The organism is Soonwooa sp., from assembly GCF_032062245.1.
Classification (GTDB): domain Bacteria; phylum Bacteroidota; class Bacteroidia; order Flavobacteriales; family Weeksellaceae; genus Soonwooa.
The window spans coordinates 41,600-49,368 of the sequence record NZ_DAMBQF010000019.1 but is presented as its reverse complement, the minus strand read 5'-3'; the positions used below and the strand labels follow the sequence as shown (position 1 = coordinate 49,368).

Genomic DNA, 7,769 nt, shown 5'->3' with positions numbered 1-7,769 from the left:
TTAAAAATTTTAACCTGAAAAATTTGCAGATTAACATAGAACATCGGGGCTAGGGGAGCTGGTATTCGATTTTATAGTTCGTTTGAAAATTTTAGAAATTACATTGTCATTAACAATCTTAATCAATTAGCATTTATAATAACAACCCTATTTTTTTTAAAAATCAATTATTCGTATTTTCGAAGGAAATAAATAGTTTTATGAAGAATAGATTATCCTTATTGTTTTTGGCGGTTGCTACCTTAGGTTTTGCACAAGAAAATGTCAGCTACCAAAAACCTTCCGCAGAGATTTTGAAGTTAGCAGATTATGATCGTCCACCATCCATTATGATGGATAGCAAGCGCGAAACTCTGATTTTGACCTACCGTTCTACTTACAAAACCTTGGAAGACCTTATTCAGGATGAGATGAAGTTAGGAGGACTTAGGATAAATCCTGTGACTAATATTTCGAGTACGATGACGTATTCTAACAACTTGAAAATTAAAAAAGTTAATGCTAAATCTGAAACCCAAGTTACAGGACTTCCTCAGAATGCACGTTTGGCTTATTTCCAATTTTCGCCAGACGAAAAATTTTTGGCATTCACCAACACAACGGCAAAAGGAGTAGAACTTTGGATCGTTGATCTAGCTTCAGCAAGCGCAAAAAAGCTAACTTCTGATAATCTGAATGCTAATATGGGGTCGCCATATTCTTGGTTTAGAGATTCTAAAGCCTTATTGGTGAATCAATTGTTAGCAAATCGTCCAGCGCTTTTGGATGATAAAAATAATCTTCCGACAGGTCCAACGGTATCGACAAGTGACGGAAAAGTATCTCAAAACAGAACTTATCAAGACCTTCTTAAAAATCCACAAGACGAAAAGAATTTTGAAACTTTAGTAACTTCAGAATTATATAAAGTTAATGTTGATGGGACTTCTAGCTTGTTCAAAAAAGCAGATATGTACGCTGGGCAAAGCTTTTCTCCTAGCGGGAAATACGTCAATATTACAACATTACAAAAGCCTTTTTCGTACATCGTTCCTTTGTCAAGATTCCCGATGACAAGCGTTGTGTACGACGAATCTGGCAACGAAATTAAGAAAGTAAATGAAATTCCTCTTACGGAGATTATGCCAAAAGGTTTTTCAGCAACGCGTGAAGGAAAACGTAATATGACTTGGCGCTCTGATAAGCCAGCGGTTTTATATTTTGTTCAAGCTTTGGATGGTGGCGATCCAGCAAAAAATGTGGATTTTAGAGATGAGGTTTTCACGTGGGAAGCGCCTTTTAATACAGCACCAAAATCTTTAGTGAAAGTAAAAGACCGTTTCGCAGGTATCCAATGGGGAGACGATCAACATGCGATTGTTAGTGATTCTTGGTATGATACGCGAAATGTCACAACTCAATTTTTGAATCCTTCAACTGGCGATACGAAATTGATTTCTAAACGTAATTTCCAAGATATTTACAGCGATCCAGGAGAGTTTCAAACCAAAAGAAATGAGTTCGGTCGTGATGTTATCGATGTCGAGGCTAACAAGTCTTATCTTTTAGGAGATGGTTTTACAAAAGAAGGGCAATTCCCGTTCATCGATTCTTTTGATTGGAATTCTTTGAAAACGACAAGGTTGTACACGTCTAATGTTAAAGACAAGAAAGAAGATTTAATCGATATTCTTAATATTAAAAAGAACGAAATTCTTGTCCGTGAACAGTCAAAAAATGAGTATCCGAATTATTATATCAAAAATTTTAAATCAGGAAAACTAACGCCAGTTACGCAATTTTCGAATCCTTTTGCAAGTATTAAAGATGTCACTAAAGAAGTGATTCATTACAAAAGAAATGACGGTGTTGACTTAACTGGGACGCTTTATTTACCAGCTGGCTACAACAAAAAAGACAAATTGCCATTGTTGATTTGGGCGTATCCAGAAGAGTTTAAAGATAAAGCAACCGCGGGACAAAACTCGAAAAATCCGAACGAATTTACATTCCCAAGCTATGGATCATTTATCTATTGGGCGGCTAAAGGTTATGCAGTTTTGGATGATGCTTCGTTCCCGATTATTGGTGAAGGCAAAACTGAACCTAACGATACTTTTATCACGCAATTGGTTGCTGATGGAAAAGCAGCAATTGATGCAGTGGACAAATTAGGTTACATCGATCGAAAAAAAGTGGCAGTTGGCGGACATTCCTATGGTGCTTTTATGACAGCAAATCTATTGACGCACTCGGACTTATTCGCTTGTGGTATTGCGAGAAGCGGCGCTTATAACAGAACATTAACACCTTTCGGTTTTCAAAGTGAACAGCGTAACTATTGGGATGTTCCGAATGTCTACAATGAGATGTCACCCTTCATGAATGCTAACAAAATGAAAACACCAATGCTATTGGTTCATGGTGAGGCAGATAACAATCCTGGGACTTTCACACTACAAACAGAGCGTTATTTCCAAGCATTGAAAAACCTAGGTGCGCCAGTTAGAATGGTGTTGTTGCCTAAAGAATCGCACGGCTATGTTGCGAAAGAAAATATTCTTCACCTACTTTGGGAGCAAGATCAGTTTTTAGAAAAATGTTTAAAAACTAAATAAACATCGATTTTAATAATAAAAAAAAACCATCGGAAGTCCGATGGTTTTTTATGTTTTAGATTAAAAAAAATTATGCATTCTTTTCTTTTAATAAATCTCTGATTTGAGTCAAAAGTTCCTCTTGAGTTGGACCAGCTGGAGCTTCCTCAACAACAGCTTCTGGTTTTTTCAATTTGTTGATACCTTTGATCATTACAAATAAAGCGAAAGCCACCACCGTAAATGAAATTGCTGCAGAGAGGAAGTTACCATACTTAATTGCGGTGCCAGGAATAACAAGTTGTGATAGGTTTTCCGCATTTATTGCTTTTAAAGCTGGATTAAGGATAGCAGGAGTAATAAGGTCTTCAACTAACGAAGTTACAATTTTACCAAATGCTCCACCGATAACTACACCGACAGCCAAGTCGATCACGTTACCTTTAACAGCAAATTCTTTAAATTCTTTAAAAAATCCCATAGTGTTTTGTTTAATGTGTCTGTAAAAGTATTAAAAAATTGTAAACACAATCAAGTATTTACTAAAAAAATTGCATGAATTAAGAAATTGTCTGATTTTTGAATGCGAAAAATTATTAATTTTGCAAAAAATGCTAAACGATGAAAATACTCAATATCAATCAGTTAAAAGAATGTGATCTGTTCACTATTAAAAATAAACCGATTTTTTCTATTAATTTGATGGAAAAATCTGCTAAAGTTAGTTGTGAATGGCTTTTAAACAACACATCTCCTAGTGAGGATTTTGTAGTTTTTTGCGGAAATGGTAATAACGGAGGAGACGGTTTGGCGATTGCAAGATTACTGTCTTTACAAAATAGAAAAGTGAAGGTTGTTGCTAATTACGGTAAAAAATTTGCAAAAGATGCGTTAACTAATCTTCAAAAAATTCCTGAAAACGTACCTATTGTTGATACTAGTGATTTTTCAATATCGATTATTAGAAATACTACAATTATTATTGATGCCATTTTTGGTATTGGTCTTAATAAAAATATTGGACAACCTTGGGAGGCTATAATTGATGATATTAATAAGCTTGATAATCGGGTTATATCTATTGATCTTCCTTCTGGTTTTATTCCTGATGGAGACCGAAATAGTGATGTTAAAATTAAAGCCACCGATACATTAAGTTTTCAATTTTATAAAAAAATATTTTTTCATCCAGAAACAGGTATCAATTGTGGTAAAATCCATGTATTAGATATTGATTTAAGTAAAACTTATATAGATAATGCCGAAGTTGATTCTTATGTGTCTGAAGAGGATATTATTAGGAAAATATATAAAAAAAGATCAGATTTTACCCACAAAGGTAATTTTGGAAAAGCCGTACTTGTTGGCGGAAGCTATGGAAAAACAGGAGCTATTATTTTAGCAGCACGTGGAGCCTCAAAAACAGGAGCTGGACTTACATTTATCAATGCGCCTGAGTGTGCTTATTCCGCAAGTCTTATGCAACTTCCAGAAGCTATGTTCGAGTTTGCTGGTGCTCGAGAAGTTGATATAATTACTACTATCGAGGATGGTAATTATGGTATTGGACCTGGTTTCGGTAAAACTGAAACAGCAAGATTAGCACTCGAGAATTTCTTAAGAAATCATAGCCGTCCTATTGTGTTAGATGCAGATGCTTTAACATTGCTTTGTAGTCATTTTAATTTACTATCATGGGTGCCAAAAGATTCTATTTTGACGCCGCATCCTAAAGAATTTGATCGTCTTTTTGGTGCTTCACTTAATTCTTTTGTGCGATTAGAATTGGCAAAAGAAATGGCAAAAAAGCATCAACTTAATTTTGTTCTTAAAGATCATCATACGCAAATAGTTCTTCACACTGGAGAAGTTTATTATAATGTTACGGGTAATTCTGGTTTAGCAAAAGGAGGAAGTGGTGACGTTTTAACGGGAATTATCACCTCTCTTTTAGCACAAAAATATTCACCAAAAGAAGCAGCCATTTTTGGCGTGTGGATACATGGTAAAGCCGCAGATTTAGCGCTTAAAGGACAGTCTAAAGAAAGTCTTCTCGCATCAGATGTTATCGAAAGCGTTGGTAAAGTCTTTAACTATCTGTCAAAGTAGAAGTTAAAACACTAAATATAATAATTAAAAATGTCCAGATCCACACCGATTTGGACATTTTTGTTTGTTGTCCCATTGCTACTTTATAAATGCTAGATTGGACTTCAAAGAATATAATTAAAACAAAAGTATTAATCAGCATTCCAAAAGAAGATTTCAAATCGAGATTCCAATTTTGTCTAATGGAAGAAACATCGGATATTTTTAAAGATTTTAAATCAGCGATTTGTGTACTAAAAATTAAAAAAAATATTAATCCTAAAATTGGCATTAACCAATAGAATAGTTTGTTACCAAATCCATCAGCCTCGCCATTAAATCCAAAATGTGTGGGTATTCTTGCTGGAAGACTACGGTAGGTGAGCGCACTGAACAATAACAGCCCAAATAATAATAAAGAATTGATGAGTATTAAAAGAATTATCATTTTTTAATTGAAAATTTGGATGAAAAAAATATTTAAATTTTATAGCAATTTAAAACTATTTTAATAAAAACGGAATTCTTTTATCGTTAAATTTGTTATATGATAAATGATAAAAAGAATGAAATTTTTCGACAATTAGTTGAAAACAAATTCCAAATATACAATTCGCTTTTCATGAGCTTGCCTTATGACAAAATGACTAATATTGGTATGTTGCTGCCGTTTTTATACGAAGAAAGTAAAGACGGTTACGACAAAGCTTTGTCGCCGGAAGAGATTATTAACTCGTTTTTTAAAAACCACACAGACCTCGAATATGAAGATCAAAAGTTAGAACTGCTTTTTAAGATCGTTCAGTATATCGAGCGACAAGTGGTTTTGTTTGATAGTATAGAAGATGCGGCTTTTCAAAAGTTACATTCGGATGCCGATTCGGGTACCGTTCTTAATCTTTACGAAAGAGCTTTACAAGATCATCGTTTGACCGATGTTCGAAAAAAGTTAAAAGATTTCTCTGTTAAGATCGTTTTTACGGCGCATCCAACACAGTTTTATCCAAACGCAGTCCAGCGAATTATTCATGATTTGCGAGATGCCATTCAGAATGATTCAGTCACGAATATTGATGTGCTTTTGCAACAGTTAGGCAAGACACCATTTGCTAATAAAGAGCGTCCGACTCCTTTGGACGAGGCGATGAGCATTATGTATTATTTGCGATACGTCTATTATCAAAGCATTGGCGATTTATACAAAAAACTGAAAGAAACTTTCGGAACCGATGATTATCACTTGCATCCAGATATTATAAAACTTGGTTTTTGGCCAGGCGGTGATCGCGACGGTAATCCGTTTGTGACTGCCGATGTAACCTTGGAAGTGGCAAAAGAGCTGCGAAGTTCGATTCTTAAATGTTATTACGGACATCTTAAAAATTTGAGAAGAAGACTTAGTTTTAGGAGTGTTTCCGAAGTTTTGGAAGATTTGAGCCATCAATTATATCAGGCGATTTTCCAAAAAGATTTTGAAATTTCTGAAACAGAAATTATTGCTAAAATCGATCAGGCGGAACATATTTTAATTACAGACCATCAGTCGCTTTTCCGAGAATTATTGGACGATTATCGTGATCGTGTAAAGATTTTTGGGACACATTTTGCGACTTTAGATATTCGTCAAGATAGCCGTGTTCATCAGAAAATTGTAGATTCTATTTACAATCATTTATTTAAAAATGAAGAGGATTCTGAAATTTCTAATCAGCAAAAGTTTGAAAGTTTACTAAATTCTGATAATCATGTTAAACCTAATGATTTTGAAGATGAAATTGTAAAAGATACTTTGCGAAATATTTTGAATGTTACTAAAATTCAACAACAAAATGGCGAACGAGGATTGCACCGTTACATTATTTCTAATTCGGATGAGGTTAAAGATGTAATGAATGTTTTAGCTTTGTTCAAAATTAGCGGTTATCAAAATGACGACATCAAAATGGATATTGTTCCACTTTTTGAAACCATGGAAGGTCTTATTAACGCCGAAGCTGTGATGCGAGATTTGTATCAACTTCCGTTTTATCAAGCTCATCTTAACAGACGCGGCAATCAACAATACATTATGTTAGGATTTTCGGATGGGACAAAAGATGGCGGTTATTTGAAAGCGAATTGGGAAATCTATCGGGCAAAAGAGCGTTTGACAGCCATTGCAAAAGAATTTGGAATTAAAGTTATTTTCTTTGACGGACGTGGTGGTCCGCCAGCAAGAGGTGGTGGCAAGACGCATGATTTCTATGCTTCGCAAGGTAAAACAATCGCTAATAACGAGTTAGAATTGACGATACAAGGTCAAACGATTACCAGTGTTTTCGGGAATAAAGACCAAGCTAAATACAACTTTGAACAGTTACTGACAGCAGGAATTGAAAATGATGTTTTTGAAAATTCTAAAAAAGATTTGACCGAAAAAGAGCGTCATTTAATTGAGAATTTAGCGGAACTTAGTTTCGAAAAATATTCTGAATTAAAAGCGCATCCGATGTTTGTGCCGTATTTGCAAGAGATGAGCACACTCGAATATTACGGAAAAACCAATATTGGAAGTCGTCCGAGTAAACGTGGCGCAGATGGCGAATTAAAATTTGAAGATTTGCGGGCGATACCTTTTGTAGGTTCTTGGTCGCAACTTAAGCAGAATGTTCCTGGCTTTTATGGATTTGGGACTGCGCTTAAAATTTTGAAAGATGAAGGTCGATTTGATGAGGTTAAATTCTTGTACCAACATTCGGATTTTTTCAAAACTTTGGTGCTCAACTCAATGATGTCGATGAACAAAACTTATTTTCCATTAACTTATTATATGAAAGAAAATAAAAAGTTTGGTGAGTTTTGGAATGTTCTTTTTGATGAATTCAACCTGTCAAAAGAATTGATGTTAGAATTAACAGGTTTCAAAGTTTTGATGCAAGAAGAACCGCTTAACAGAAAATCGGTTTTAATAAGAGAAAAAATCGTGCTTCCGCTTTTGAGTATTCAACAATATGCGCTAATGCAAATACAGAAAAATCATGATAACAAAGCCGTTTATGAGAAATTAGTGATTCGATCTTTGTTTGGTAATATTAATGCAAGTCGTAATTCTGCTTAGTTTTTTAA

The 7,769-nt window shown here is 34.6% G+C and carries 5 protein-coding genes; 3 read left to right on the top strand and 2 right to left on the bottom strand.

Annotation, left to right across the window (positions count from 1 at the left end):
- The first annotated feature begins 200 nt into the window (after positions 1-200).
- Positions 201-2,597, top strand: a complete 2,397-nt coding sequence (locus tag RT037_RS09890; RefSeq protein ID WP_313030597.1) for a prolyl oligopeptidase family serine peptidase — start codon at positions 201-203, stop codon at positions 2,595-2,597.
- A gap of 70 nt (positions 2,598-2,667) precedes the next feature.
- Here RT037_RS09890 and mscL read toward each other — a convergent pair whose 3' ends face one another.
- On the bottom strand, positions 2,668-3,057 hold the full coding sequence (gene mscL, locus RT037_RS09885; protein WP_312322464.1) for a large conductance mechanosensitive channel protein MscL: 390 nt from the start codon (positions 3,055-3,057) through the stop codon (positions 2,668-2,670).
- A 140-nt stretch (positions 3,058-3,197) separates the two neighbouring features.
- Here mscL and RT037_RS09880 point away from each other — a divergent pair, with 140 nt between their 5' ends.
- A complete protein-coding gene (locus RT037_RS09880; protein ID WP_313030593.1) occupies positions 3,198-4,685 on the top strand; it encodes an NAD(P)H-hydrate dehydratase in 1,488 nt (495 codons plus the stop codon).
- On the opposite strand, the gene RT037_RS09875 is transcribed toward RT037_RS09880, so the two are convergent.
- The gene (locus RT037_RS09875; protein ID WP_313030590.1) at positions 4,666-5,112 is read right to left on the bottom strand and encodes a DUF1648 domain-containing protein; all 447 of its coding nucleotides are present in this window, start codon (positions 5,110-5,112) and stop codon (positions 4,666-4,668) included. The two genes, RT037_RS09880 and RT037_RS09875, sit on opposite strands and share 20 nt — an antisense overlap.
- 99 nt (positions 5,113-5,211) lie before the next feature.
- Here RT037_RS09875 and RT037_RS09870 point away from each other — a divergent pair, with 99 nt between their 5' ends.
- Entirely contained in the window at positions 5,212-7,761 is a 2,550-nt protein-coding gene (locus tag RT037_RS09870) for a phosphoenolpyruvate carboxylase (protein ID WP_313030586.1), read from the top strand.
- Positions 7,762-7,769 lie beyond the last annotated feature (8 nt).